This is a genomic window from Ochrobactrum sp. Marseille-Q0166 (assembly GCF_014397025.1).
Lineage (GTDB): Bacteria > Pseudomonadota > Alphaproteobacteria > Rhizobiales > Rhizobiaceae > Brucella.
This window is the reverse complement of record NZ_JACJUO010000002.1, coordinates 771349-797554: the sequence shown is the minus strand read 5'-3', so window position 1 is coordinate 797554 and position 26206 is coordinate 771349. Positions and strand designations below refer to the sequence as shown.

Genomic DNA, 26206 nt, shown 5'->3' with positions numbered 1-26206 from the left:
CGGCGCTCGCACCACTTGTCCTACTTTTGCCGCCTTCACCCTTATGCCTTGCATATGAATTGACGGAACCCGTATATGCTTGATTTGCGCTCTTGGCTGAAAAGCCCCCTTGGCCTTGCCGTGACGCTGGTGACAGTGTTTGCGCCTTTTGCCGCGAAAGCGCATCCGCATGTCTTTGCCGATGCAAGGTTGGAACTGACGATTGCACCGGACGGCACCGTGGATAAACTCGCCCATATCTGGCGTTTCGATGACGTGTTTTCATCAACGGTTCTGATGGAATTTGACAAGAATGGTGATTTGCAGCTCGACAAAAACGAGCTGATCGACCTTGGCCATGTCATCAACAGCTCCATCGCCGAGTTCAAATATTTCCAGACCGTGCTTGCCGATGGCAAAGATGTCAAAATGGCACGTCCGAAAGATCTGGCAGCTGACTTTTCCGACAATCATCTGATGATCGTTTTCACCAGCAAGCCTGAAAAACCATTAAAGCTTGAACCCGGACATAAGGTCAGTTTCGGCGTTTACGATCCGACCTTTTATACGGCGATCGACTATGTGAGTGATAATGAGCTGGTCGTCAAAGGTCTGCCTGCGGGCTGCAAGTCCGAGGTCATTCGCCCTAACCCCGATGAAGCGCTTGCGCAAAATCAGGGCACACTGACCGAAGCCTTTTTCAATGATCCGGCAGGCACAGACATGTCGAAGATTTTCGCCACGCGCCTTGAGATAGACTGCGAGAAAAAAGGATAATCAGCCTTATGAAGAGAACGGTCCGTTTCATTCTCACCTTCAGCCTCGTGATGATCGCCGCCCAGGCATGGGCGCAATCGTCACTCGGCATCGGTGCCAATGAAGTCGCTATGAAACCGACCGGACCTTTTGCGCATATCATTCTCTGGATGAATGAACAGCAGCGTAGTTTCTATCTCGCGATGACAACTGCGCTCAAAGCCATGCGCGAAGACCCGTGGCAGGCATCGGTGCTTGTCGGCCTTTCATTTGTTTATGGTATCTTCCATGCCGCCGGCCCCGGCCATGGCAAGGCGGTCATTTCTTCTTACATGATCGCCAATGAATCGGCATTGAAACGCGGTATTTTCCTGTCTTTCGTCTCGTCGCTGCTACAGGCGATCATGGCAGTATTTGTGGTCGGACTCGCATGGTTTTTGCTGCGCGGCACCGGCATTTCGATGAACCAGACCGCCCGCTATATGGAAATTGCCAGTTTCGCGCTGGTGCTGTTCTTTGGCCTGTGGCTGCTGGCGCGCAAATTGCCGCTTCTGTTCAAGAAGCGTGACAGTGCTGAGCCTTCCCCGACAAGCGCGCTTTTTGCAGCAGCCCCTCAAACGGCGATAGCCAGCGGTCCAGCCTGGCAGGGCAGCGTTTCGCAAAGCACGCGAGCGCTCGGCACGACCAACACGGTCAAGCTCAATTACAGACCTGCCAACGCCGCCGCCGATCACGTCTTTATCGGTGAGGGTGATATCTGTGCCGATTGCGGCAACGCCCATATTGCCGATCCATCGACGCTCGGCGACGATTTCAACTGGAAGACGGCATGGTCGGCGATTTTCTCTGTCGGCCTACGCCCATGTTCCGGCGCGCTGATCGTACTCACCTTCGCGCTTCTCAATGGTCTGATGGTTGGTGGTCTGCTCTCGGTATTCGCAATGGCCTTTGGCACATTTCTGACCGTGGCATTTCTCGCAACCTTGGCCGTAACCGCCAAGAACACGGCATTGCGCTTTGCAGGCAGCAGCGCGATGTCCGGTCGCCTGAAGGCGGCGATTGAAGTGGGAGCAGCACTGTTTATTGCCTTGACCGGCGCTCTGCTGCTTAGTGCTGCACTCGTGGGTTAGTCCTTATTCTGGCGGCGCGAACGCAGCCAGAATATACCAAAGAAACTGAGTACGAAGAGTATCCCGAAAATCACCGCTGCGATATGCGAGCGTTCGCCAAGCGCGATCATAATGGTTGGCAAATAATAGGCGAGCACGCCAAAACCGACCAGAATAATAGCTGCAGCAATTGCCGGATTGCTCTTTTTCGGTTCAGCCGCCAATGCGAAAATCCTCTAATTTTCTGATCTGCTGCCCGTCACTACCAAAGTTTGCCGGCGCAAGCCATGCTTGATAAGCTTGTTTAAGCGCTGGCCATTCGCTGTCGATAATTGAAAACCAGGCGGTGTCGCGGTTTTTGCCCTTTGTCACCATATGCTGGCGGAAAATGCCTTCAAACTGGAACCCGAAACGTTCCGCTGCGCGCTTGGATGGCGCGTTGTTATCATTGCACTTCCACTCATAGCGGCGATAGCCAAGATCATCGAAAACATACTGCATAAACAGGAACTGCGCTTCGGTGGCAGCCGGTTTACGCGAGATGAGCGGTCCCCAATAGATGTTCCCGATCTCGATGGCACCATGAACCGGATCAATACGCATCAACGCCTGACGCCCGGCGACCTTGCCGCTGGCCTTGTCGATGACCGCAAAAAACAAAGGATCTTCGCTGCCCGACGCCTTTTCGAGCCACGGCTCAAAATCTTCGCGCGCTGCAGGCGGAAGCTCGAACAGCCAGGTAAACCGCTGATCCGCATCTTCAACGGAAGAGGCCGCAAACAGCTCGTCACCGTGCTTTTTCGCATCAAGCGGCTCAAGCCTGACATAATGGCCTTCCAGAACTTTACGTTCCGGCTTCGGGCGTGGTGTCCAATCTTGCAAATCAGTCATTTCAATGCTCCCATCTAATGGAGACAGGATCATAAAAGGTGAATTACGCAAACAGGAAAATTGTCACCCTCATTTCTCTCTGATTGCGGCACGATCCACGGAGACCGCTTTGACGAGCGCCACGACCTGATCGCCCACCGCAAGGCCCAGATCATCGACCGAACGTCGCGTCAGCCGCGCACCCAGACGCCGCCCCTGAAAGTCGAGCGCAACATGGGCGTTGGGCCCTTCTCCGGCTTCAATCGCCACAATGGAAACCGGCAGCACGTTGCGGATACTGATCGCATCAGGCGCCTTGCGCGCAATGGAGACATCGCGTGCGCGAACCCGGAGACGCACATGCATGCTCTGCTTAAGCCCGGCATCACTGAGCTGGAATATTGTCCCGCCAAGATCAATTTCCGCAAGCTTGTAGCGTTCATCAAAAGCTAAAACCGACCCTTCCAGCAGCACGCCAGCGCCCTCACCGTCGCCATCGATCAGCGGGAAAATCTCGGCAGCCTCGCCACTGGCTTTTACCTTGCCAGCCGACAGAAGAACGATTTCATCAGCAAGCCGCGCAACCTCGTCAATTTCGTGGCTGACATAGACAATCGGCACGTGGCTTTCATCGCGAAGCCGCTCGATAAAGGGCAAGATCTCCTGCCTGCGTGCATGATCCAGCGAGGAAAGCGGCTCATCCAGCAGCAAAAGCGCGGGGTCAGACAAAAGCGCACGACCAATGGCAACACGCTGGCGTTCGCCGCCCGAAAGGGTTGCCGGACGACGATCCAAGAGATGATCGATACCAAGCAGCGCCACAACCTCGTCGAAGCTGCGGCTGTTCTGGCGTTTTCCGGCCCACCGCGCATAATCAAGGTTTCGCTTGACGCTCATATGCGGAAACAACCGCGCTTCCTGAAACACATAGCCGATACGGCGCTTTTCAGGTGGCAGATTGATCCCCTTTTCGGCATCAAAAAGCGTAAAATCACCGACTGCGATGCGCCCGCTTTCCGGACGCAGCGTTCCGGCAATCATCTTGAGAAGCGTTGTTTTGCCAGCGCCCGAATGGCCAAACAGAGCCGTGACGCCCAAACGAGCGGAAAAATCTGCTTCGACCGCGAATTTGCCATTGCGGCCAGCGACGGAAACTTCAAGACCGTTCATTTTGCTTCTCCTGCAAGCCTGCGCTGCAACCATTCAGACAACACCACGGCAGCAATGGAAATGGCTGCAGAAATCGCAATCAGACGGAAAGCTTCGGCGTCGCCTGTTGGCGTCTGCAATAGGGCATAGATCGCCAGCGAAAGCGTTTGCGTTTCGCCTGGAATGTTGGAGACAAAGGTAATGGTGGCGCCGAACTCGCCCAGCGCCTTAGCAAAACCAAGCACCGCGCCCGCCAGAATTCCGGGCAGCAAGGGCGGCAAAATCACCGTGAAAAAAGCAATAAACCTGCTGGCGCCAAGCGTGCGCGCAGCTTCCTCAAGCCCACGATCAAGTCCTTCAATCGAAAGACGAATAGGGCGAACAAGCAATGGAAACGCCATGACGCCTGCAGCAAGGGCTGCACCGGTCCAGCGGAAAGAAAAGGAAAGGCCGAGCCATTCCTGCAAAGGCGCGCCAAGCGCGCCACGCGATCCAAACAGGATCAGCAGAAGATAACCCGTCACCACCGGCGGCAGAACCAGCGGCATGGTGACAATAGCCTGTACCAGAGACTTGCCCGGAAAATTGAACCGGGCAAGAATCCACGCAACAAGAAAGGCAATTGGCAAAGCAACAACAATAGCGATCCCGGCAACCCGGAGCGACAGAGCAACAATCTGCCAGACATTACTTTCCATTGCTTGGGCCTTCCATCATTACTGAGCGGCCTCGGCAGCGCCTACAAAGCCCTTGTCCTTGATGATCGACTGACCGGCAGCGCCTTCAAGAAACGCAAGAAATGCCTTGGCGGCATCGCTTTCGTTCTTTGCAATCAATGCGGCTGGATAAAGGATCGGGGCGTGGCTTGAAGCCGGGAAGCGATAGGCTTCAACGAGTTCTGGTGCTGCTGCGCGGTCCGATGCATAGACGATTGCAGCTTTCACTTCGGCGCGGCTCACATATTGCAGCGCAACGCGCACATTTTCGGTGAAAACGGCGTTCTTTTCAACGTCTTTCCAGATATCGAGCTTTTCAAGCGCTGCCTTGCCGTATTTGCCAGCCGGAACATTCGACGGATCACCCATGGCAAAACGACCAGCGCTCAAAAGTTCTTTGGCATCGCCTTTAGCTTCGTCTTTCTGCGTTGCAATCACCAGCGCGTTGCCCGCAATCACCTTGCGCGATGCCTTGTCGATCATGTCTACTTTCTCGACATAATCCATCCAGTCGAGATCGGCAGAAATGAAAATCTGTGCCGGAGCACCCTGCTCAATCTGTTTAGCCAGAACCGAAGACGAAGCAAAGGAAGCCACGACTTCCGTGCCGTCCTTGGCCTTGAACTGCTTGGCGGCTTCCTCGATCACATCCTTCATGCTGGCTGCAGCAAAAACCGTGACCTTCTCGGCAGCATGAGCAACCGACGCAGCACCGGCTGCAACCGAAATAAGAAACGCCGCGATAATTTTTTTCATTGTCACCTCCATAAAGCCCGTATTTCGGGCAAACACCATCACATGCCGGAAAAAATCCGCCGCCGTTTGTTCGAGCATCAAGACCTGTCGAGATGCTCAACTTGCGATGATGGGTATGATGGAGGCAAACGCGACCCGGATGCCGTCAGACCCTTTTCACACGGGCGTCCATGCAAAAGCCGCCCAGAATTTCCGTAACGAATTCATATCGTTCCGAAAACATGGCCACCTTAAAGGGGAGTATGAGCTTTGGCTAGTGCTGAGAAGAATGATGCGGCAAAAGAACCGCATCATCAAAGCGCATCCCGAAAAGTGTGAAGCGGTTTTCGGACTAAGATGCGCGTTCAAAAAAAATTAGCGTCCGATGTGCTTGTGGCTTGAGCCACGAAGCTTGGCGAGCTTGACCTGCTTTTCGCGCTCAGCGAAACGCGCGCGATCTTCCGGCGTGCGTTCGTCATAACAACCAGCGCAGGAAATGCCTTCCTCGAAGAACTGCGAAAGTTTGTCTTCTGCGGTAATCGGACGACGGCAGGCGCGGCAAAGCTCGATATCGCTTTCCGTCAGACCATGACCTATTGCCACGCGTTCATCAAACACGAAGCATTCACCGTTCCACATGCTTTCTTCACGTGGCACTTCTTCAAGATATTTCAGAATGCCGCCCTTGAGATGGAAAACATCATCAAAGCCGAGCCCCTTGACGAAGGCTGTCGCCTTCTCGCAACGGATGCCGCCCGTACAGAACATGGCAATCTTCTTGCCTTCAAGCTTGTCGCGGTTCTGCTCCACCCATTGCGGAAATTCGCGAAATGTCTTGGTGTTAGGATCAAGTGCGCCTTCGAAGGTGCCAATGGCATATTCGTAATCGTTGCGCGTATCGACAACGACCGTATCTTCATCGGCAATCAGCGCATTCCAATCCTTGGGGGCAACATAAGTGCCAACGCTTTTCAGCGGATCAATGCCATCTACCCCCATGGTGACGATTTCACGCTTCAATCGCACCTTCATGCGATAGAAGGGCATTTCTGTCGCATGGGAGTATTTGAGTTCAGGGTTGGCAAGACCGGGGACAGCGGTAATGTATTTTACGAGCTTTTCGATTGCGTCTGCTGAGCCCGCAACCGTGCCATTAATGCCTTCCGCCGCAAGCAACAGCGTCCCCTTGATCCCATTCGCACAGCAAAGTTCGGCCAGCGGCTCGCGCAGGCTTTCATATTGCGGCAGCGGCGCAAAGCAATAAAGGGCGGCAACAGTAAAAGGCAGATTGCTCATCGTTCGATCTCTTCCAAATTTCCTCCGAACTAGTCCTCGAACGCAGCAAATTCAAGTTATTTATCCCCAATCTCTCAAGACAAGCGAAAATCCGACGTCAGTAAACACGGTTTGCACGAGGAGAAACCTGATGTTCGATACGGAAACTTTTGCAGAAATTATTTCACTGGCGAGGCAAGCAGGAATTGATCCGGCGGCACTTCTGGCGGTAACCGAGGTGGAAAGTGGCGGTCGCGCACTTTTCGATGTCAACGGCGTAAAAGAACCGGCAATACGCTTTGAAGGCCATTATTTCGACCGCAGGCTCAAAGGCCGTATTCGCGATCAGGCGCGTAAAGCAGGATTATCAGCCCCGGAGGCAGGGCGTGTACGCAATCCCAAAACGCAGCGCGAGCGCTGGCTTTTGCTTAATCGGGCCATGTCTATTCATAAAAACGCAGCGCTTGAATCGACCTCATGGGGGCTTGGTCAGGTGATGGGTGCCCATTGGGAATGGCTGGGCTACAACAGCATTGATGAACTTGTGAGGGAAGTGCGCAGTTCCGTTGGTGGACAGGTCAGGCTGATGCTGAACTTCATCGATAAAGCCGGATTGAAGACCGAACTGGAGCGGAAAGACTGGCGCAGTTTTGCACGCCGCTATAACGGGCCAGCCTTCGCGCATAATCAATATCACACCCGCTTGGCTGCAGCCTTTGAACGCTGGAACCGAAGTGTTGGCGACTTAATCAAAGTGGCCTGAATGTAGTTCGCGCATCGCATCGGTTTTGATGTGAGCGGTAGACAAACAAGGCCATGCGCTTTAAATCGATTTTTACATTCACGTATCAGCAGAAGAGCAAGCCCATGCCGCAGAAAACCGATCTTCTCGTTCCCGTCCTGCAAGGCCAGCCAGTCATCCCCGTCTTGCTGATTGACAAGTTAGAACATGCGGTTCCTCTGGCACGTGCGTTGGCGAAGGGCGGATTGCCAGCAATCGAAATCACCCTGCGTACGGCTGCAGCACTCGACGCCATCCGCGCAGTCGCATCGGAAGTGCCCGAGGCAATCGTCGGTGCAGGCACCGTTCTCAATGCAAAGCAATATGAGGAAGCAGCAAAGGCCGGCTCGCGCTTTATCGTAAGCCCTGGTGCGACGAAGTATATTCTCGCTGCCGCCGATGACAGTGACGTGCCTCTGCTTCCTGCGGCCATCACGCCGAGCGAGATGCTTGCTCTTCGCGAAGAAGGCTATTCGCATCTCAAATTCTTCCCGGCAGAACAGGCAGGCGGCGCATCATTCCTCAAAGCCCTATCCTCGCCACTGGCCGGAACAATGTTCTGCCCCACTGGTGGCATCAGCCTTGCAAATGCGAAGACCTATCTTTCGTTGCCAAATGTGATCTGTGTCGGTGGATCATGGGTTGCACCGAAGGAACTGCTTGAAGCGGGCGACTGGGACGGCATCACCAAGCTTGCCACGGAAGCTGCAGCCTTGAAGGGATAGAGAGCCGGACGTCCTATTGGACGCCAAAAGTTCACTCTATTTTACCTTAAACTGATCCAAGCTAACGGAATTATGCTCTAAGCTTTAAACAGCCGAATAAAAAAGGGGCCTTGCAGGCCCCTTTTCTCTTATCTTGATGTCGCGGACGGTCAGTTCGTTTCAGTGAACTTCGCCACAGTCAGGAAGGTGACGGCGTTGCCGCTGAATTTATTTGCGCGTTCGCTTGGCAGATCGCCGCGCTGGAAGCCAGCGGTGTAAACCATAGCTGGCGCCGAGCGCATTGCGTCATTACGCAGTACAGCACTTGTTGCCGGTGCGGCCTGCGCAACAGAATCCGTCGACATAGCAACAGCAGAAGCGGGAATAGCAGCTGGCTGAACCACAGGTTTTGGACGCGAAGAAACGGCAGCAACACGCCTATCGCTTTTGCCAGTCGAACGAACGCCGGTTTTAGCCCCCTTGCCTACTGCTGCAATGTGCGAGCGCGATGGGGCAGTCTTTGCAACCGATGCAGTCTTGACTGGAGCGATTTTCACAGGCTGCGGCTTTGCAACAGCAACAGGCTGCGCGTCAAAATTGTCTTCCGGTGGAGCGATCAGCTCGCCAATCTCATCCCTTTTGGAAACCATTGCCAATTGCGTATTAGCACGGGGCGATTCTTTTGGCACCGGATAAGCGGCTGCGGCACCCTGTGCGATAGCATCAGCGGAATTTGTAACTGTCGCTGTTGAATGCGGGTTGTCATTTACGATCTGCGCGATCGCATCCTGTGGGTTTTGCTCAGGGCGCACACCTGGAACAATTGCAGCTGCAATCTGCTGTGAAGCTTCCTGCTGTGGACGCAAGGATGGGACGGGAACAAAACCCGTCAACATAGCGTTTGTACTCGCATCTGCAATTTGTTCTGCGGAATTAAGCTCAGGATTTGCAGCTGCCGCGAGAGCGATTGCGTCCTGTGCAGCATTGGCAGGTTTGCGGGAAGGAATTGGAACGTTAAATGCAACAGCAGGAGCAGGTACTTCTTCCACTTGTGGCGGCGTTTCAACAATTGCCGCAGGGCGCGGAGCCTGGATTGGGACAGGCGCATTGCGTGCTGGCAACGATGCAACCATGGCCTCGGGCTGCGGTGTTTGTACTGGTGCCGCTGGTGTAGGTGCCTGACGGACAGGAGCAGCGCGTGCCGGACGAGCAGCGGCGGGTGCTACATCACCATTATCTTCTTCTTCATCAGCGCCACCGCCACCGAATAGCGCGCCAAACAACGTTTTGCTTTTACGTGGTGTCGAGTTGCTCGCCATCATCACGTTACCGCCACTTGCCTTCTGCCGTTCAATCATAGCAAGAGCCTGCTCATAGCCCGGCAATGGCTTACCGTCAGCGGGGATGTGCGCCGTTTTTCCGTCCGGGAACAGAGCCAGCAGCTCACGACGGCTCATGCGTGGCCAAGAGCGGACATTACCGACGTCCATATGGGTAAAAGGCGACCCTGAACGAGGGTAATAGCCGACACCACCTATCTGATAGCGCATACCAATTGCGCGAAGTTTTGCAAGCGGGACGCCCGGAATGAAAAAGTCCATCGCACGGCCAAGTGTATGTTGGCTTTTTTTAGCAACGCCACTTGTCTTGGAGCGAAGCATATTGTTGGTCGCTGGCGAACGATAGGCCGAAACGACAGTGATATATTGGTTGGAGCCGGTAGAGCGATAAACCTGCCACACAAGATCAAAAAGGCGTGGGTCCATTCTTGTTGGCTCGTTGCGACGCCAATCACGAAGGAAGACGTTAAGCTTCTTCAAGCCATCGGGCAGAAACTTACCATTCTTCTTGAAGGTGATTTCTGCCTTTTCACCGGTGTGGACATAATAGAGCTTCAGTGTGCGGGTTTCAGCCGATGCCTGCGAAGGCGCCATTGCTGTTAGAACCGCCACTGCAACCAAAGCCGTCGAAGCCGACGCTCGAACCTGAGATACCGAATTAAACAATCCAGTCCAGACTTTCGCCAACCGCGCTTTTATGGTCGATATGCTGCTCATCGAATTATATCGCCTTACCGTGTTGTCCGCCCTAAGGGCCGTATCAAAGTTCCAAGAAACGAATATGCGTGAACCCTGATTGTCGGATTTAATGGTTAATGGACGCTTAGTGAACAACAAATGAGGAAACACCATGGCAAAAAAGACACAGCCTCGCATCTATTTTCAGCATGGTAAAAAAATTATTAACAATGTTTGATCATGCTAACATTCTTGCAACAGTGCGCGTTCTTTAGTAAAAATTCTTATAAATCAGTTACTTAATATAAAAATTCTAGATAATAGCGCGCTTTTTTGACGAAGGTTCCACAAAGGTTTCTTCGTCACGCATCCTACCCGCTATCGAAGCCACATCGATGCCATATTCCTTCAATTTGCGATACAATGTCGTTCGACCGATACCCAGGCGACGTGCAACTTCACTGATTTGCCCATCATAATGCGCTACGGCAAAGCGGATCATCTGCTCCTCAGTAGCAGCCAGAGTACGAACTTCACCTTCAGAATTAAGGCTATCCACCTGCCCTTGGCGCCCTTGAGCTATCACCCTTCCTTTCGATGAAAGGTCAACAAGATCACCTTGGTTGGAAGAGGAAACAGTTCGAAGCCCGATGTTGCGGAAATCGCTTACTGTCAATGCATTCTCATTGCTTAGAAGAACAGCTTGAAAGATTGCATTCTTAAGCTCACGAACATTACCCGGCCAATCATAGGCCTTTAAACATTCGATAGCGTAAGGGGTAATGCCAGTTATATGCCCAAGCCGCTCCTCGCTGGCAAATTGCATTAAAAACTCATGTGCAAGAATAGGAATATCTACGATTCGATTGCGCAATACGGGCATGCAAATCGAAAAAGATGCCAATAAATTATACAATCCGGGATGAAACTGACCCAGATGAACCAATTCAGCGACTGAATGACTATTCGAAGCGATCACTCGAGTATCAGAAAGTGGCATTTCCTGTCCGTCACAACCCGACGAATGTTCCAATTTCATGACCGAGAAGAGCCGCAACTGGGTACGATAAGGAAGAGATCTGATCTCATCGAAAAAAATGGTGCCGCCTTTCGCCTCACCTATTTTGCCCGCAATCTGAATAGGCGCGCTACCCACTTCATGAATATCGTTTTGGCCAAAAATAACCTTATCCGCGTTATCTTTGGATAACGCGCGACAATCGACCGTCACGAATGGCCCTTTCCACCGCGCTCCTCCGCTTGCGATGGCGCGCGCGAGTGTTTCCTTTCCAGTGCCGACATCGCCTTCAATAAGCAATGGGGTGTCCAAAGGGATCACACGCCGAGCAAGACCGATCACTTTTTCCATTTCGGTGCTTTTAGACACCATATCAGAAAGCAAGATATGGGGCTTTTGAGATGATCTCGTGCGCTCCAGCTCCTGAGTGAGAGAATCAAGTTTGAAAGCATTGGCCACTGATACTTGCATGCGTTCAAAAACAACAGGCTTCGTCATGAAATCGGCAGCGCCCAGCCGAATAGCTTGCATCGCCTTTTCAATCTCTTCAGCCTGCACAAGGGCAATAACAGGGATTTTGATATTTGCTTCTCGCATCCTCGCAATAACTGCACAACCGTCCAAGTCAGGCATGGAAAGATCAAGAAGTACCAGCGAAATATCCTTGCGGCTCGCAATAAAACCAAAAGCATTAATGCCACCATCCGCGAGAATGGTTCTATACCCCATACGCAGTACATTAGCCTCAAGGCTTCTGCGCTGTATCGGATCATCATCAACTATAAGAATACGCGTACTCATTAACTGCTTATCTATCAGTGGTTTTTATGACAATGTATCCCAATAACTAGTATATGTCTTATTTCAGGCACGCATTTGAAGCAGCGCTTCACGTGAATGCAACCCCTCCTAAAGCTGGAACACATTTCATCCTCAGAATAGTTCGGTGCCCCATGGGAGCGCCTTGCCTCTTGGCGTCTTGAAAAAGACATGCGAAAAGAGGGCAACAGGAGAATGCTATGACCTTTGCCATGAACCGTTTTTCAAAGTCTGTCACGCTCGACACCATGCCGCGCATACCAGCCGGTGATACGGGAGCTGCTGCGAAGGCCGACCTTGGAAAGCTGCCCGAGTGGAATCTGGCTGACCTTTACCCCTCTGCCGAGAGTGCTGAATTGAAAGCTGATCTCGAAAAGGCGGCAAAGGATGCAGCCGATTTTGAAACCCGCTGGAAGGGCAAACTCGGTGACGAGGCGGCAAAGGCCAAGGGCGGAAACTTTGCCGATGCGATCAAGGAATATGAAGGTCTGAGCGAACTCATGGGCCGCATCGCTTCCTTCGCGGGCCTTTATTATTACGGCGACACCACCGACCCGAAGCGCATGAAATTGTTCGGCGATGTGCAGCAGAAGCTGACTGACGCCAACACGCCACTTATTTTCTTCAGCCTCGAAATCAACCGCATCGACGATGACGTGCTCGAAGAGGCGATGGCCTCCAATCCGGCGATCGGTCACTACCGCCCATGGCTCGAAGATTTGCGCCTCGACAAACCATATGAGCTTGACGACAAGCTGGAACAGCTTTTCCATGAAAAGTCTATCACCGGCTATAGTGCGTGGAACCGCCTGTTCGATGAAACCATGTCGAGCCTGCGTTTTGAAATCAATGGCGAAGAACTGGCCATCGAACAGACGCTTAACATGTTGCAGGACGCGGATGGTGCCGTGCGCAAAAAGGCATCGGAAGCGCTTGCCAAGACTTTCGGCGCAAACCTGCGCACCTTCACGCTGATCACCAATACGCTGGCCAAGGATAAGGAAATCTCTGACCGCTGGCGCGGTTTTGAGGATATCGCCGACAGCCGCCATCTTGCAAATCGCGTAGAACGCGAAGTCGTTGATGCGCTGGCCAAAGCCGTTGAAGCAGCCTATCCGCGCCTTTCTCACCGCTATTATGCGTTGAAAGCCAAATGGCTTGGCCTCGAAAAGTTGGAAAATTGGGACCGTAATGCACCGCTTCCGGAAACCCCACAGGCATTGATCTCATGGGATGAAGCGCGCGAAACCGTGCTTTCAGCCTATGGCAATTTCGCACCTGAAATGGCCGAAATCGCCAAGAAGTTCTTTGACAAGAACTGGATCGACGCGCCGGTGCGTCCGGGCAAGGCCCCGGGTGCTTTTGCGCATCCAACCGTGCCTTCGGCCCATCCTTATGTGCTGCTCAACTATATGGGCAAACCGCGCGATGTGATGACGCTTGCGCACGAACTCGGCCATGGTGTGCATCAGGTGCTGGCTGGCGAACAGGGTGCGCTGATGGCATCCACGCCACTGACACTGGCTGAAACGGCCTCGGTCTTTGGTGAGATGCTCACGTTCCGCTCGCTGCTTGAACGCACCACCAACAAGCGCGAACGCAAGGCCATGCTGGCTCAAAAGGCCGAGGACATGATCAATACGGTTGTGCGGCAGATCGCTTTCTACCAGTTTGAACGTCGTGTTCACACCGAGCGCCGCGAAGGCGAACTGACATCAGAGCGTATCGGCGAAATCTGGATGGATGTGCAGCGCGAAAGCCTTGGCGATGCGGTCAATCTCAATCCGGGTTACGAAACCTTCTGGACCTATATTCCGCACTTCATCCATTCGCCGTTCTATGTCTATGCCTATGCTTTCGGCGATTGTCTGGTAAACTCGCTTTATGCCGTCTACCAGAACTCGGAAAAGGGCTTCCAGCAGAAGTATTTTGACATGCTGAAAGCGGGTGGCACCAAGCACCACAAGGAACTGCTGGCGCCATTTGGCCTTGATGCGACCGATCCGGATTTCTGGAGCAAGGGCCTGTCGGTGGTGGAAGGCATCATCGATGAACTTGAAGCCATGGAAGACTGAGCAAATTCGTGACCCACAAGGGTTTGAATAGGGGTTTGAACAGGCCGCAAATCCTTTTTCGGGATGACAAGGCGGGACGCGATGTTTTATTCGCGGCTCCGTCTTCGATTATCCGTGCCGACACGCCAGACACGTTTGAAGCAGCATGGAAGGCCATGCAACGCGCCCATGAAGCGGGAAAATGGCTTGCAGGCTACCTCTCCTATGAAGCGGGCTATCTGCTTGAACCCAAACTGAAAGAGCTTCTGCCGGAAGGTCGCAAAGCGCCGCTTCTATGCTTTGGTGTCTTCGACGGTCCATCAGATGAAGCCTTGCATAGCCGTAGTGATGACAACATCACGTACTTACGGGAACCGGTTGCCCAGTGGTCGCTTGAGGATTACCAGCCCAGGTTTGCACGCCTTCACCAGCATTTGCGCGAAGGGGATTGCTATCAGGGCAATCTGACCTTTCCGGTTCATGCGGAATGGGACGGCGATCCGCTCGTGCTGTTCAACACGCTCGCAAAGCGTCAGCCGGTTCGCTATGCGACCTATTGCGATCTCGGTGGGCCGATCATCCTGTCGCGCTCACCGGAACTCTTCTTTGAAGTGGATGGTGAAGGTTATATCGAAACCCACCCGATGAAGGGCACCATGCCCCGCGGCTCCACCTCTTTTGAGGATGAAGCCAATCGTCAGTTTCTGATGAATGATCCTAAAAATCAGGCGGAAAACCGCATGATTGTTGATCTGCTGCGTAACGACATTTCATTGATCAGCGAAGTCGGATCGCTTGATGTGCCGGAACTTTTCCGGGTCGAAACTTATCCAACCGTTCATCAGATGATTAGCCGCGTGCGTGCAAAGCTTAAAGACAAGCTGCCGCTGCGCGCGATTTTTGCAGCACTTTTCCCATGCGGTTCTATCACCGGTGCACCGAAAATCAGCGCGATGGAAATCCTGCGCAGGCTGGAAACGAGCCCGCGCGATATCTATTGCGGCTCGCTCGGCTGGATAGAGCCGGGTGGACGTATGCGGTTCAATGTTGCCATCCGCACGATCTCGCTTCTTGAGCAAAATCGTGCAATCTTCAATGTCGGGGGCGGCGTGGTCTTCGATTCCACAGCGCAAGCGGAGTATGAGGAATGTCTTCTGAAAGCACGGTTCGCGACGGGACAGCGACCAGCCATCCGGAACCAGACTATCAGCTGATCGAGACGATGCGCTGGGAGCCTCTTTCGGGAATCCTGCGTTGCGATCTTCATATGGCGCGGCTGGAAAACTCCGCGAGAGAGCTTGGCTTTCGCTATAATATGGAAACGGTGCATCAGAAGGTCGCCGAGATCAGTGCAGGCGACACACCGCTCAAACTGCGTCTGACCCTCGCCCCGGACGGACTCGTCCAGATTGCAGCCTTTCCCTATGAGCCATTGCAGCCGCAGACGGTGTGGCGCATCGCCTTGGCCGAAACGCGCCTCAAACATGATGATGTCTTGCTGCGCCACAAGACCACACGGCGTCAGGCCTATATTGCGGCTCGTGAAGAATATTCGACGGCGGAAGTGGATGAGGTCATTCTGCTTAATGATCGTGGCGAAGTGTGTGAAGGCACAATCACATCGATTTTCCTCGATATTGGCGGCACAACCTGCGTCACCCCTGCGCTCTCCTGCGGCCTGCTCGACGGCGTTTTGCGGCGCGAACTTTTAAACAATGGCGTGGTGCAGGAAGGCTCCGTCAGCGTCGATGATCTCAGCCGTGCGCGCAACATTCTTGTCGGCAATTCACTGCGTGGAATGATCCGCGCTCAGTTGGTTATGATATAAATTCGTTAAACACGTTTGCTGTCATAGGCTTGTGACGTTTCTTTCTTTCTATGAACCTGTGCTATCGTTGCGAAATCAGCAGTTCTTAAACAAAGGAATTGTGCAACGCTGTAGCATTACAGCAGGAGAGATAAAGAAAATGGCGAAAGCGAAATGGCCAGTCTATGGCGAAATTACCGGCTCTGTCATCATGATCGGGTTTGGCTCGATCGGGCGCGGTACCCTGCCACTGATCGAACGTCATTTCAAATTCGACAAATCCCGTCTGGTCGTCATTGACCCCTCTGAAAAAAACCGCCAGATCCTTGATGACAAGAATATCCGCTTTATCAAGGAAGCGATCACCAAGGATAATTACAAGAAAGTTCTTGGGCCGCTGATCAAGGAAGGCGAAGGACAGCCTTTCATCGTCAATCTGTCGGTTGACACCGGATCGCTCGATCTGATGCGCTACAGCCGTGAACAGGGTGCGCTCTACATTGATACGGTTGTCGAGCCATGGCTTGGTTTCTATTTTGACACCGAAGCAGACAATGCATCGCGCACCAATTATGCGCTGCGCGAGACCGTACGCGCTGAGAAGAGAAAGAATCCGGGTGGCCCGACCGCTGTTTCCTGCTGTGGCGCCAATCCCGGCATGGTGTCTTGGTTTGTGAAAAAAGCGCTCGTCGATCTCGCGACTGAACTCAAGCTTCAGTTTGAAGAACCGGCCGTCGATGACCGCCAAGGCTGGGCGAAGCTCATGAAGAAGGCCGGCGTGAAGGGGGTTCACATCGCCGAACGCGACACCCAGCGCGCCAAGGCGCCCAAGCCTTTCGACACATTCTGGAACACATGGTCGGTGGAAGGTTTTATTGCTGAAGGCTTGCAGCCTGCCGAGCTCGGCTGGGGGACTCATGAAAACTGGAAGCCTAAAAACGCCCGCAAGCAAAAGAAGGGCAACAAGGCTGCCATCTTCCTTGAACAACCCGGCGGCAATACCCGCATTCGCACCTGGTGCCCGACCCATGGTGCGCAATACGGCCTGCTGGTAACCCACAATGAAGCAATTTCGATTGCCGACTTCTTCACTGTGCGCAGCAAGAAGGGCAAGCTCGAATATCGCCCAACCTGCAACTATGCCTACCATCCGAGCAATGTCGCCATTCTCTCGCTTGATGAAATGTTTGGCGGCAGCGGGCGTGCGCAGGCGGTGCAGCATGTGCTTGAAGAAGACGAAATTCTTGACGGCTCGGATGAGTTGGGCGTGCTGCTCTATGGTCACGACAAGAACGCCTATTGGTATGGCTCGCAGCTGAGCGTCGAAGAAGCCCGCAAGCTCGCCCCTTACCAGAACGCGACAGGTCTGCAGGTTTCGTCTGCTGTTCTGGCGGGCATGGTTTGGGCATTGGAAAATCCGGAAAGCGGCATCGTCGAAACCGACGAAATGGATTATCGCCGCTGTCTCGAAGTGCAAATGCCATATTTGGGACCCGTCAAAGGTTATTATACTGACTGGAACCCGCTGGAAGGTCGTGGTGTCCTGTTCGAAGAAGACCTCGACACCAAAGACCCTTGGCAATTCCGCAACATTCTGGTGCGCTAAAACAAACGGAATTGCCCGGCCTTTGCCGGGCAATTTCGATTGCGGCAGTTTCGCAACAGTCTTGCAATCCTGTTAAAAGGGACTTGTATTCGCTTAGATTTCCATACATCACACCATAAACACTCTTATGGAGAAAATGGACATGAAACGCTTCCGTATCATTGGCTCTACGGCAATCGTATCGCTCGCCCTTGCAGGTTGTGTTGCAACCGGCCCCGGCGGTGGTGGCAATGTCCCTGTGGTCAATCGTGCACCATCCGGTATCGATGGTTCTTGGGTCGATCCGAACGGGATCGTCTCATCCTTCAATGGCGGTATTTTTGAAACGCGCGCCACCGATACAAACGAAAAGCTGGCAGAAGGTAGCTATCGTTATCAATCCCCGCAGCTCGTGGAGATCGATATGCGTTCGATCGTGCGTGGCACGTCGTCCCGCGTAAACTGCGCGCTCGTTTCGCAAAATCAGCTCAATTGTACCTCATCCGCCGGTTCGCGCTTCTCGCTTACCCGTCGCAGCTAAAATCTTTTGATTATCCGTTCCAGACGGCATACGCTTTGGCGTGTGCCGTTTTTTTATAAGATACTTTCGTAATCTTCAGACAATTCAACTGCCTTAGTGATTGTTAGGATTGTAATTTGCCTTTTTTTCTCTAGTTTTCCGGCAAAGCAGGAGTCGGAATATGAGTGAGACGAATAAAGTGATCGCCACCCCAGCCAACCATGCTGCAAAGCAACCCAAAGTCGGTGTCTTGCTGGTTAACCTCGGCACGCCAGATGGCACGAGTTATGCCCCGATGCGCCGTTATCTGGCCGAGTTTCTCTCGGATCGCCGCGTCATCGAATGGCCACGTCTTTTCTGGTATCCAATTCTTTACGGCATCGTGCTTACCGTGCGTCCAAAGCGCTCCGGCAAGCTCTATGATCGCATCTGGAACCGTGAGAAAAATGAATCGCCGCTTCGCACCTTTACCCGTGCGCAGGGTGAGAAGCTTGCGGTAGCGCTGAAAGATTATCCGAATGTAATCGTCGACTGGGCCATGCGCTATGGTCAGCCTTCGATTGAGGAAGTGACGGACCGGCTACTGAAACAAGGCTGCGAACGCATCGTGATGTTCCCGCTCTATCCGCAATATTCGGCAACCACCACCGCCACTGTGAATGACAAATTCTTTGAAGTGCTTATGAAAAAGCGCTTCATGCCAGCTGTGCGCACGATCCCCTCCTATGAGGTTGAGCCGGTGTATATCGAGGCGCTTGCACAGTCGATTGAGAAGCATCTGGCAACGCTTGATTTCAAGCCGGAAGTGATCCTCGCTTCTTATCACGGCATTCCGAAAAGCTATTCCGACAAGGGCGATCCATATCGCGCACAATGCCTTGAAACATCACGGCTTTTGCGCGCGCGCCTCGGCATGGACGACAAGCAGTTCCGTTCCACTTTCCAATCGCGCTTTGGTCCGGAAGAATGGTTGCAGCCATACACCGACGAAACAGTTGAAGAACTGGCAAAGCAGGGCGTAAAATCTGTTGCAGTTCTCAATCCGGGCTTTGTCGTCGACTGTCTGGAAACGGTCGATGAAATTGGCCATGAAGCCGCAGAGGCTTTCCATGAAGCTGGCGGAGAGAATTTCAGCCACATACCATGCCTCAACGATAGCGAAGAGGGCATGAAAGTTATTGAGACACTCGTTCGCCGCGAGTTGCAGGGTTGGGTTTAATTTAAGGGATTTGCGCAATGACTGGATTTGACATTACGCTGCTGATTTTAGCCGCACTTGTTCTTGCAACGCTTTTTGCGGGCATCAAGACTGTGCCACAAGGCTATAACTACACCGTCGAGCGCTTTGGCCGTTATACGCGTACGCTCATGCCGGGCCTCAATCTCATTGTGCCTTTCTTCGATCGGATTGGTGCAAAGCTCAACATGATGGAGCAGGTGCTTGACGTCCCAACGCAGGAAGTCATTACCCGTGATAACGCCATTGTTGGTGTCGATGGCGTGGCCTTCTATCAGGTACTGAACGCAGCACAGGCCGCCTATCAGGTTTCCAATCTGCAATATGCGATTCTCAATCTAACCATGACAAATATCCGTTCCGTCATGGGGTCGATGGATCTTGACGAGTTGCTGTCCAACCGTGATGCGATCAATGATCGTCTGTTGCGCATTGTCGATGATGCAGCACATCCTTGGGGCCTAAAAATGACCCGTGTAGAGATCAAGGATATCAACCCACCTGCCGACATCGTCACTTCGATGGCACGACAGATGAAGGCGGAACGCGACAAGCGTGCGCAAGTTCTGGAAGCTGAAGGCGACCGCAATGCGCAGATTTTGCGCGCTGAAGGCCAGAAGCAGTCGCAGATTCTTGAAGCGGAAGGCAAGCTGGAAGCCGCCAAGCGCGAAGCCGAAGCGCGTGAACGCCTTGCAGAAGCTGAAGCAAAGGCAACGACACTGGTTTCCGACGCCGTCGCAAGCGGTAATGTTCAAGCGCTCAATTACTTCGTCGCGCAGAAATACACCGAAGCACTGGGTAACATAGCAAGTGCGAAGAACCAGAAAGTCGTTCTAATGCCGCTTGAAGCAAGCTCAGTGATCGGCTCACTGGCAGGTATTGGTGCGATTGCGAAGGAAGTATTCGGCGATGGCAGCCATTCGGTTGAACCAACTCCGAGTGCACCTGCTCCACGCACGCGCAGCGTTCCCACAAATCGCAGCTAAATCAGGCAGGGCGTCATGATCATCAATTTCCTGTCACAACTTGGGCTCTGGGGCTGGTTCGTTTTAGGACTCGTCTTGCTCATTCTGGAAATTCTGGCGCCCGGCATCTTCTTTATCTGGTTCGGTCTTGCAGCCCTTGTAACCGGGATCTTTGCTTTTCTACTCGGCTCGATAATAAGCTTTGGCTGGCAATTGCAAATCGTTCTGTTTCTGGTGCTGGCCGTGATCTTCGTGCTGGTAGGACGCCGCGTTTTTGGCTTCAGCGATCGTCAGGATGAGCCTTTACTCAATCGTCGCGGCGATCAACTCGTCGGCCAGCGTGCCACTCTTGCGGAACCCATCGTCAACGGTCGCGGCCGTATCCGCATCAATGACACGACATGGCGCATCAAAGGCCCCGACTTACCCGCAGGAACAGAGGTGCATATCGTGTCATTTGATCCGATCACGCTTGAGATGGAAGTGGCGGAGTAAAGGAGTTTACGGGCCTTCTTGGAGCCCAAGCAAATTTTAGCACCAAGTTCTTGGCCCTATTCCCCTAACCTCAAGCCACCCCAATACGCAGCAGATCGTGAAAGTGCACGAGGCCAATCGGACGATTGTCTTCAACCACGATCAGTGCGCCGATGTGCTTTTCATTGATAAGGCTGAGCGCAGCGCTCGCCAACACGTTCTTATCAATCGTCCTTGGCTTACGCGTCATGATATCATCAACGGTCAGCTCCGAAAGATTGCGGCTCAGATTTCGCGAAATATCGCCATCAGAGATGAAACCTGCGAGCTGGCCGTCCTGATCGACAACGATCACACAGCCGAAACTCTTTTGCGCCTGCACCTTCATGGCGTCCGGCATCAATGTGCCCACGCTGACCAGCGGCAGTCGGTCGCCCTTATGCATCATCTCGCGAACATGGACGAGACTTGCACCGAGCGAACCGCCCGGATGGAAGGTTTTGAAGTCTGTCGGGCTGAAACCACGCGCTTCGAGAAGCGCGATTGCAAGCGCATCGCCGATGGCCAGCTGCATCATCGTTGATGTGGTCGGTGCAAGGCCATGCGGACAGGCTTCCTGCGCTTTTGGCAGCAACAGCACGACATTGGCCGCACGTCCAAGTGCCGACTCCTCGCCTGAAGTAATTGCGATCAGCGGAATGCGGAAGCGCTGCGAATAGTTGACAATACCCTTGAGTTCAGCCGTTTCGCCCGACCACGAAATTGCGAGAATGACATCATCCGCACCTATCATGCCGAGATCACCGTGATTGGCTTCCGCCGAGTGCACGAAGAACGCAGACGTGCCGGTTGACGCAAAAGTTGCTGCAAGCTTCGTGCCGATATGCCCACTTTTGCCCACGCCAGTCACCACGAGACGGCCCTTCGAGGCAACGACTGTCCTGACTGCTTCGGCAAAGGGTGCCGCGAGGCCGTTGTTCAACGCTTCTTCGAGCGCCACGAGGCCTGCATTTTCGGTCTTGATGGTGCGCAGAGCAGAGGCAATCGAATCCTCAGCATGCGCGGCTGCATGTGTCGTGTCGAGCTTTGTCATGACGCCAACGGTTAGCGCCTTCATTGCCGCTTGTCCAAGCATTTGTTGACGCACAATAACGAAGCTCAAAACGCAATCGTCAATAAATAATTAACCATGTCTCTTTACCGTTCACTTACCACGTTGCAACGGTTTGAAGATAATATGCTTTTTGCCAATATCCCATCGGGCGGACTATCGCCTTTTGCCCGCAGGCTGAGAAGCCTGTTGCTGGCTGGGTGCGCCTTGGCAATCAGCAATTCGATTGCATTTGCACAGGATACGCAGCTTCGCGGCGCTCTGGACGAAGACGGTAATCTTCCCATTTCCTCGTCAGAACAGAACGCCGATCGCGATATTGATCCTGCAAATCCGAATGCGCCTGCACAGGATAATCTTGCAGACGATTCCTACACGCCTCCCCCTCCTCCTCAGCCCGCTGAAACGGCGCAGGCAGCAACGATTACCGAAGAAGAAGCTCCACGCTTCCTTGCCACCGACAATATGCCCGTCAGCGCGGTCACAACTGAAGAGCAGAACGAAACCGCTCGTGCGCGCCGAGAAAACCTGCCCGCACTTCCAGAACAGGGCCGCCGTGTAACACAGGAAGCCGATCCGTTCGCGCCAATCGGCATTCGTGCGGGCACGTTTGTATTGCGTCCGACACTCGAACAAGGCATTCGCGCCACCACCAATGGCGACAACAGCTCGACCGGCTCCAGTGCCGTGCTGTCGGAAACAACTCTCCGTCTCAATGCTGAATCGGATTGGGGACGCCATCAGGCAAAAATCGATGCTTCCGGCACGATGAGCAAATCAATCTCCGGGCAGGACGTGTCAGAACCTCGTGTCGATGTTCAGGGTAATCTGCGATTTGATTTGAGCGACCAAATAACCGTTAATGCAGGCGCGGGTTATAAGCTGCGGCGTGAAAGCGCATCAAGCCCGAACGGCGTCACAGACGCTTTGAAGCGGCCCCTCGTTCATACCATCAACGGAAGCCTCGGCATCGAACGCGACACCGGGCTGCTTTTTGGTCGTGCCACGGGTCACCTCGAACATGAAATCTATGGCGATGCAGAATTGTCTTCAGGCGGCAACGTCAGTCAGAAGGACCGCGACAATACTTATGCCAGCGTCACGTTGCGTGGAGGTTTTGCAATTTCGCCAGCGCTCAAGCCTTTTGCTGAAGTTGAGCTTGGCAAGCGGATGTTCGACGAACGGGTGGACAGCAACGGCTATGAACGAAGCGGCTCACAATATGCCATACGCGGCGGTCTGATGTTTGATCGTGGCGAGAAGTTCAACGGTGAATTCTCGGCTGGCTTCATGCGTGCCAATAGCGATGATTCTCGCCTTGCTGATGTCAGCGGGCCTTCCTTGGCTGCCCGCATCAACTGGTCTCCATTACGCGGCACTGATGTGCAGCTTTATGCGCAAACCACAGTCGATACATCAACAACCCCGGGCGTGGCCGGAGCACTTTTACATTTCACAAGTATCGAAGTGAAACGTCAGATGAGGTCCGATCTGAGCTTGAACGGAAAGCTTGATCTCAATGTCCGCGACAACAATGATGGTACCGGCACCGACTACACGGTCGGTGCGCAGGTTGGCGCGACCTACTGGATCAATCGCTTTGTCGGCATTGATGCGCGACTAAGACATGAGTTTCAGACCAGCAAAATCTCCTATCGCGAATATCATGCCAACAGCATTTATGTTGGCATGAAAGTGCAGCGATAAAGCATGTCACGAAAAAAGGACGGCTTGTGCCGTCCTTACACTTTGGGAGTGCCGGAGCGAATTCAAACAGCGGTTGCGACGCGGGTTTCTGTGCGGCGATCAAGCACGCCGCTCAAAACTGTCAGGCCAAGAGCACCCGCGACGAGAATTGCCCCAACCCAAGGGGTTGAGATGAGACCGAGCTGACTTTCGACCACGATGCCTCCAAGCCACGCGCCAAGCGCAATGCCCAGATTGAACGCTGCAATATTCAGCGCCGAAGCGACATCGACAGCCCCCGGACGGTGTTCCTTGGCAAGCTGCACCACATAGAGTTGCAAGCCGGGAACACTTGCGAATTGCAGAAAGCCCAGGGCCGCAAGCGTGATCAGCGTGAAGAGCGGCGACACAGCACTAAAGCTGAACAGCACCAGCACAATCGCCTGCAACACGAACAGAACAGTCAGGGTGCGCACCGGATCGGCGTTTGAAATGCGTCCGCCGACGATATTGCCGATGGCAATGGCAATGCCATAAAGCACGAGAATGTAGCTGACGGAATCTGCGGAAAAGCCGCTAATATCCTGCAGGATCGGGGAGAGATAGGTGAAGGCAACAAATGTGCCGCCATAACCAAGTGCTGTCATACCATAAACAATCAGCAAGCGACCGGAGCCCAGAACACGCAGCTGATCCATGAGCGATGCTGGTTCAGCCTTCGGCAATGCACGCGGCAGAAGTGCTGCAATACCGACGAGAGCCACAAGGCCGATGGCCGAAACAGCCCAGAAGGTTGCACGCCAGCCAAAGTTCTGTCCAATCCATGTGCCGAGCGGCACGCCGGTAACGATTGCAACTGTCAGGCCCATGAACATCATGGCGATAGCCGAAGCACGTTTGTTCTCCGGCACGAGATCAGCCGCAATGGTGGCACCGACAGAGAAGAAAACGCCGTGCGCAAAGGCAGACAGCACGCGCCCGACCATGAGGATTTCATAGCTTGGGGCGGAGGCTGCAACCATATTGGCAGCGATGAACAGCGTCATCAGGCCGAGCAGCAATGGCTTGCGTTCAAGACGACCGGTCAGGGCTGTGAGGATTGGAGCGCCGAAGGTGACGCCAAGCGCATAAACGCTGACGATCAATCCGGCGAGCGGCAAAGTGATATTCAGATCCGATGCGACCGTCGGCAGCAAGCCAACGATCACAAATTCGGTCGTCCCGATCGCGTAGGCAGCGATCGTAAGAGCAATGAGAGCGACAGGCATGGGAGGAGTTCCTGTTGTTTAACTTTGTCTCCATATCGCGCTCTGGATATCAAATGATAAGAGTGATAATCCTGCATATAACTGTTCATCAAATTCACAGGTGATGTTTTGGATAACCGCTTCGGTGAAATGGAGGTCTTTGCGCGCGCAGTGGCAACAGGCAGTTTTTCCGCTGCCGCCCGTCAGCTCAACATGACACCGTCAGCGATCAGCCGCCTTGTTTCGCGGCTGGAAGATCGCTTGCAGGTGCGTTTGCTGGTGCGGTCAACCCGCAGTCTGACGCCGACACCGGAAGGTGAAATCTATCTGGCGGAAGCGCGCAGCCTGCTCGACCGGCTGACCGAAATGGAGGCGCGCATCACCGAGGGCGCACAGGCGGCAGTGCGCGGTCCATTACGTGTCAGTTCGACGGTCGGCTTTGGTGCAACGGTCATCATGCCACTGGTGCCTGAATTTCTGAAACTATATCCGGAGGTAGAACTCGACATTACCTTGAACGACAGCATTATCGATCTCTGGCAGGAGCGAACCGATCTTGCGATCCGCTCCGGCATATTGAAGGATTCGGCGTTGAAAGCCCGCCCCATCACGCTGATGCGTCGGCTGGTGGTTGCTTCTCCACTTTATCTGGAAAAACATGGCACTCCGCAAAGACCGGAAGACCTTAAAACGCATAATTGTCTGCGCTATAATTTCCAGCCGAGCGAATGGGAATTTGCCGATCCTGAAACGGGCCGCACCATTCGGCAGGTCGTTTCCGGCAATTTTCTTGGCAGCGACGGCACGATCCTAAGACGCATCTGCATCGAAGGCGGCGGACTGATGAAGACCGGAGAACATACTGTTGCCGATGATTTGGCAAGCGGGCGACTTTTGGAAGTGCTGGCTGCATGGTCGCCTGCGGAGCCCGAGAAAATCCATGCGGTTTTCCCCGGCCACCCTCACCTCGCCGCGCGTATCCGTGCCTTTATCGACTTCCTTGCGGCAAAACTCTGAATTTAGAGCGCATCGGGCCAGCCATGCGTGAAAGAATGCCGTCTTTAAGAACCAGTCGATGAAACAGCACGGCCAGTATGTGGGCGACAATCAACCCGCACAGAACCCATGAAAGCAGGCTGTGCAGCGCATTTGCGGGTGCCATCATCCATTCCACCTTCTCGCCCGTTGCAGGGACAATATTGATTCCCCATTGTTCGCGTCCCTTGCCGCTGCCATAGGCACGAAACAGTGCCAGAGCCGGAATGGCAAACAGCAACACGTAGAAGGCAATATGTACAATGCGCGCCAGTTTGCCCATCAGCCCTGCTTGATGCGGCGGGCGTTGATTGCGATTGATGAATGCCCAGATGCCACGCACGACAACCAGCACAATCGTCAGAAACCCGACAGTTCCATGTGCAGGGCCTAAAACCCTGACGGTGTCAAGCACCGGTGAAGGGCCGACTATTTTCCACGAAAGGATCATCACAAACTGCCAGAGCAGAATATAGGCCATTGCCCAATGCAGAATCCGGCTCACAAGCCCGTATCTCTCCGGAGAATCCATCCAGAGCGGCGTGTTCGTCTTCAT

Annotated in this window: 25 protein-coding genes; 14 read left to right on the top strand and 11 right to left on the bottom strand. The window is 53.6% G+C overall.

Annotation, left to right across the window (positions count from 1 at the left end):
• Window positions 1-75: 75 nt before the first annotated feature.
• Both H5024_RS14925 and H5024_RS14920 read left to right on the top strand, forming a co-directional pair.
• Window positions 76-756: a DUF1007 family protein gene (locus H5024_RS14925; protein ID WP_187547951.1), complete on the top strand. Its 681-nt coding sequence runs from the start codon at window positions 76-78 to the stop codon at window positions 754-756.
• 8 nt (window positions 757-764) lie between these two features.
• Window positions 765-1865 (top strand): nickel/cobalt transporter, encoded by a 1101-nt coding sequence (locus tag H5024_RS14920; RefSeq protein WP_187547950.1) that lies wholly within the window; start codon window positions 765-767, stop codon window positions 1863-1865.
• Here H5024_RS14920 and H5024_RS14915 read toward each other — a convergent pair.
• The 6 genes from H5024_RS14915 to H5024_RS14890 form a co-directional block, all read right to left on the bottom strand.
• Window positions 1862-2068, bottom strand: coding sequence for a hypothetical protein (locus H5024_RS14915; RefSeq protein WP_007877114.1), 207 nt, complete (start codon window positions 2066-2068; stop codon window positions 1862-1864). The genes H5024_RS14920 and H5024_RS14915 overlap by 4 nt on opposite strands.
• On the bottom strand, window positions 2058-2735 hold the full coding sequence (locus H5024_RS14910) for a GNAT family protein (RefSeq protein WP_187547949.1): 678 nt from the start codon (window positions 2733-2735) through the stop codon (window positions 2058-2060). Before H5024_RS14910 ends, H5024_RS14915 begins: the two co-directional genes overlap by 11 nt.
• A gap of 69 nt (window positions 2736-2804) precedes the next feature.
• The gene (gene modC / locus H5024_RS14905) at window positions 2805-3884 is read right to left on the bottom strand and encodes a molybdenum ABC transporter ATP-binding protein (protein WP_187547948.1); all 1080 of its coding nucleotides are present in this window, start codon (window positions 3882-3884) and stop codon (window positions 2805-2807) included.
• On the bottom strand, window positions 3881-4561 hold the full coding sequence (gene modB / locus H5024_RS14900; RefSeq protein ID WP_187547947.1) for a molybdate ABC transporter permease subunit: 681 nt from the start codon (window positions 4559-4561) through the stop codon (window positions 3881-3883). Before modB ends, modC begins: the two co-directional genes overlap by 4 nt.
• 18 nt (window positions 4562-4579) lie before the next feature.
• The gene (modA, locus tag H5024_RS14895) at window positions 4580-5335 is read right to left on the bottom strand and encodes a molybdate ABC transporter substrate-binding protein (protein WP_187547946.1); all 756 of its coding nucleotides are present in this window, start codon (window positions 5333-5335) and stop codon (window positions 4580-4582) included.
• 354 nt (window positions 5336-5689) lie between these two features.
• Window positions 5690-6610 carry a rhodanese-related sulfurtransferase gene (locus H5024_RS14890; RefSeq protein ID WP_187547945.1) on the bottom strand — a complete coding sequence of 307 codons (921 nt, stop codon included), beginning with the start codon at window positions 6608-6610 and terminating at the stop codon, window positions 5690-5692.
• A 130-nt stretch (window positions 6611-6740) separates the two neighbouring features.
• On the opposite strand from H5024_RS14890, the gene H5024_RS14885 reads away from it, so the two are divergent.
• Together H5024_RS14885 and H5024_RS14880 are read left to right on the top strand one after the other, a co-directional pair.
• Window positions 6741-7352, top strand: a complete 612-nt coding sequence (locus tag H5024_RS14885; protein ID WP_187547944.1) for an N-acetylmuramidase family protein — start codon at window positions 6741-6743, stop codon at window positions 7350-7352.
• Between the two features lie 104 nt (window positions 7353-7456).
• Entirely contained in the window at window positions 7457-8095 is a 639-nt protein-coding gene (locus tag H5024_RS14880; RefSeq protein ID WP_187547943.1) for a 2-dehydro-3-deoxy-phosphogluconate aldolase, read from the top strand.
• 149 nt (window positions 8096-8244) lie between these two features.
• On the opposite strand, the gene H5024_RS14875 is transcribed toward H5024_RS14880, so the two are convergent.
• Window positions 8245-10131: a DUF882 domain-containing protein gene (locus H5024_RS14875; RefSeq protein ID WP_187547942.1), complete on the bottom strand. Its 1887-nt coding sequence runs from the start codon at window positions 10129-10131 to the stop codon at window positions 8245-8247.
• A gap of 274 nt (window positions 10132-10405) precedes the next feature.
• Complete coding sequence (locus H5024_RS14870) at window positions 10406-11911, bottom strand: sigma-54 dependent transcriptional regulator (protein WP_187547941.1); 1506 nt, start codon at window positions 11909-11911, stop codon at window positions 10406-10408.
• 218 nt (window positions 11912-12129) lie between these two features.
• Here H5024_RS14870 and H5024_RS14865 point away from each other — a divergent pair, with 218 nt between their 5' ends.
• The 8 genes from H5024_RS14865 (at window position 12130) to H5024_RS14830 (ending at window position 20592) form a co-directional block, all read left to right on the top strand.
• Complete coding sequence (locus tag H5024_RS14865) at window positions 12130-14004, top strand: M3 family oligoendopeptidase (protein ID WP_187547940.1); 1875 nt, start codon at window positions 12130-12132, stop codon at window positions 14002-14004.
• Window positions 14005-14027: 23 nt separating this feature from the next.
• Window positions 14028-15197: an aminodeoxychorismate synthase component I gene (locus H5024_RS14860; protein WP_187548640.1), complete on the top strand. Its 1170-nt coding sequence runs from the start codon at window positions 14028-14030 to the stop codon at window positions 15195-15197.
• Window positions 15131-15811, top strand: coding sequence for an aminotransferase class IV family protein (locus tag H5024_RS14855; RefSeq protein WP_187547939.1), 681 nt, complete (start codon window positions 15131-15133; stop codon window positions 15809-15811). Before H5024_RS14860 ends, H5024_RS14855 begins: the two co-directional genes overlap by 67 nt.
• A 139-nt stretch (window positions 15812-15950) precedes the next feature.
• Window positions 15951-17396, top strand: a complete 1446-nt coding sequence (locus H5024_RS14850; RefSeq protein ID WP_187547938.1) for a homospermidine synthase — start codon at window positions 15951-15953, stop codon at window positions 17394-17396.
• Between the two features lie 142 nt (window positions 17397-17538).
• Window positions 17539-17916: an outer membrane lipoprotein Omp10 gene (gene omp10, locus H5024_RS14845; RefSeq protein WP_187547937.1), complete on the top strand. Its 378-nt coding sequence runs from the start codon at window positions 17539-17541 to the stop codon at window positions 17914-17916.
• Between the two features lie 160 nt (window positions 17917-18076).
• Entirely contained in the window at window positions 18077-19114 is a 1038-nt protein-coding gene (gene hemH / locus H5024_RS14840) for a ferrochelatase (RefSeq protein ID WP_187547936.1), read from the top strand.
• A 17-nt stretch (window positions 19115-19131) separates the two neighbouring features.
• On the top strand, window positions 19132-20118 hold the full coding sequence (locus tag H5024_RS14835) for an SPFH domain-containing protein (RefSeq protein WP_187547935.1): 987 nt from the start codon (window positions 19132-19134) through the stop codon (window positions 20116-20118).
• Window positions 20119-20133: 15 nt separating this feature from the next.
• Window positions 20134-20592, top strand: a complete 459-nt coding sequence (locus H5024_RS14830; RefSeq protein WP_187547934.1) for an NfeD family protein — start codon at window positions 20134-20136, stop codon at window positions 20590-20592.
• A 70-nt stretch (window positions 20593-20662) separates the two neighbouring features.
• Here H5024_RS14830 and H5024_RS14825 read toward each other — a convergent pair whose 3' ends face one another.
• The gene (locus tag H5024_RS14825; protein ID WP_187548639.1) at window positions 20663-21664 is read right to left on the bottom strand and encodes a KpsF/GutQ family sugar-phosphate isomerase; all 1002 of its coding nucleotides are present in this window, start codon (window positions 21662-21664) and stop codon (window positions 20663-20665) included.
• 144 nt (window positions 21665-21808) lie between these two features.
• On the opposite strand from H5024_RS14825, the gene H5024_RS14820 reads away from it, so the two are divergent.
• Window positions 21809-23389 carry an outer membrane beta-barrel protein gene (locus H5024_RS14820; protein WP_187547933.1) on the top strand — a complete coding sequence of 527 codons (1581 nt, stop codon included), beginning with the start codon at window positions 21809-21811 and terminating at the stop codon, window positions 23387-23389.
• Between the two features lie 62 nt (window positions 23390-23451).
• Here H5024_RS14820 and H5024_RS14815 read toward each other — a convergent pair whose 3' ends face one another.
• The gene (locus tag H5024_RS14815) at window positions 23452-24636 is read right to left on the bottom strand and encodes an MFS transporter (protein WP_187547932.1); all 1185 of its coding nucleotides are present in this window, start codon (window positions 24634-24636) and stop codon (window positions 23452-23454) included.
• Window positions 24637-24744: 108 nt separating this feature from the next.
• On the opposite strand from H5024_RS14815, the gene H5024_RS14810 reads away from it, so the two are divergent.
• Window positions 24745-25632 carry a LysR family transcriptional regulator gene (locus H5024_RS14810; protein WP_247875297.1) on the top strand — a complete coding sequence of 296 codons (888 nt, stop codon included), beginning with the start codon at window positions 24745-24747 and terminating at the stop codon, window positions 25630-25632.
• On the opposite strand, the gene H5024_RS14805 is transcribed toward H5024_RS14810, so the two are convergent.
• The gene (locus H5024_RS14805) at window positions 25604-26206 is read right to left on the bottom strand and encodes a cytochrome b (RefSeq protein ID WP_187547931.1); all 603 of its coding nucleotides are present in this window, start codon (window positions 26204-26206) and stop codon (window positions 25604-25606) included. The genes H5024_RS14810 and H5024_RS14805 overlap by 29 nt on opposite strands.